2 protein-coding genes are annotated in these 1,842 nt (G+C 29.2%); both read right to left on the bottom strand.

Annotated features, from left to right (window positions below; translation table 11 throughout):
* Positions 1-105 precede the first annotated feature (105 nt).
* Positions 106-1,194, bottom strand: coding sequence for a 3-isopropylmalate dehydrogenase (gene leuB, locus E6A48_RS11780; protein ID WP_219710494.1), 1,089 nt, complete (start codon positions 1,192-1,194; stop codon positions 106-108).
* Positions 1,195-1,212: 18 nt separating this feature from the next.
* Entirely contained in the window at positions 1,213-1,704 is a 492-nt protein-coding gene (gene leuD / locus E6A48_RS11775; RefSeq protein ID WP_219710493.1) for a 3-isopropylmalate dehydratase small subunit, read from the bottom strand.
* Positions 1,705-1,842: the final 138 nt, after the last annotated feature.

The raw sequence follows: 1,842 nt of genomic DNA, 5'->3' as shown, positions 1-1,842 counted from the left end.
AATTATGTACATTAAAATTGAATTGTCAAGTTAAATTACATAATTATATTATCATAATCAAATAAATATGAACTATAATACAAATAATTATTTAACAATTAATTATTATATATTAGATACAATAATATCTGATATTTCAGAACATTTTACTAATTTGTATAAATTAGATATATTTTTATCTTTAGGCATAATATCTATAGTTCTATAGCCTTCTTCTATGGTTTTATAAACGGCATTTTCTATATTTTCTGCCTCTTTATCCAAATTAAAAGAATGTCTAAACATCATAGCAAGAGAAAGTATAGTACCTATAGGATTAACTAAATCTTTACCGGCAATATCAGGAGCAGAACCATGAATAGGCTCATACATACCAACTGTATTATCAGCAAGACTTGCAGAAGGTGCCATACCAATAGAGCCAGTTATAACACTAGCCTCGTCAGAAAGTATATCGCCAAACATGTTTTCTGTCACTATAATGCCAAATTGAGAAGGATTAGCAATAATCTGCATAGCAGCATTGTCTACATACATATCATTATATTTAATATCGTTATATTCTTTCGATAAATTATTCATAATTTCACGCCACAATTTAGAAGTATGAAGCACATTAGCTTTATCAACAGAAGTTAAAGGCTTTTTAAGTTTTCTAGCCATATCAAAAGCAACCTTACCTATTCTTTTTATCTCGTTTTCATCATAAGGCATAATATCTATTGCTTTTTTTGTGTTATTAGTGTTTTCAAATTTATGCTCTCCAAAATATACGCCCCCAGTAAGTTCTCTCACTATAACAAAATCAATATCATTTTTAGTAACAATTTCTTTTAGAGGTGAAGCATATTCTAATGGTTTAAGCATTTTTATAGGTCTAATATTAGCATAAAGCCCCATACCTTTTCTTAATTTAAGAAGCCCTTTCTCTGGTCTGTTTTCTGGAAGAACATTATCCCATTTAGGACCTCCAACAGCACCCAAAAGCACAGAATCAGAAGATTTGCATTTTTCTAAATTTTCATCAGTTAAAGGAATTCCATATTTATCTATAGAAGCTCCTCCCATATCAACATATTCTAAATTGAATTTATGAGAATATTTTTGCTCTATTTTTTTTAATACATCAATAGCCTTAGAAATAATTTCAGGACCAACACCGTCCCCTTCAATAACAACAATATTTTTTTCCATAAATAATTATCCCTTAAATTAATTATTATTATTTTTTATAGAGTTCAAAAGCCCATTAGAGTTAATAATATTTTTTATAAACTCTGGGAAAGGCTCTGCTTTGTAGCTTTCATTTTTTGTAATGTTTTTAATAATACCGCTGTCAAAATCAACTTCAACCTCATCACCAGCACTTATTTTTTTGCTAGCCTCATCACATTCTAATATAGCAAGCCCTATGTTAATAGAGTTTCTATAAAATATCCTTGCAAAAGATGAAGCTATAACGCAAGATATACCAGATTCTTTAATAGAAATAGGAGCATGCTCTCTAGAAGAACCGCAGCCGAAATTCTCTCCTCCTACCATTATATCCCCTGCTTTAACCTTGCCTACAAAATCTTTATCAATATCTTCCATACAATGAGAAGCCAACTCTTTATGATTAGCAGTATTTAAATATCTTGCAGGAATGATAACATCAGTATCAACATTATCTCCATATTTATGAACGAAACCTTTAGCTTTCATATTATCTCCTAATTTAATTATTATTAATAATAAATACGGCTATAAAAACTACATTCATAAAAACTTTCAGCCGTAAAATTAGTAATGAACAATTTTTTAATTTATCAATTTTTTGTTGTTCTTTTTCCCGCAGCTCGC

Origin of the sequence: Brachyspira pilosicoli (assembly GCF_019402445.1) — a bacterium.
GTDB classification, from domain to species: Bacteria; Spirochaetota; Brachyspiria; order Brachyspirales; family Brachyspiraceae; genus Brachyspira; species Brachyspira pilosicoli_B.
Note: the sequence above shows the minus strand (reverse complement) of the source record. Positions and strands in the feature narration are given on the sequence as shown.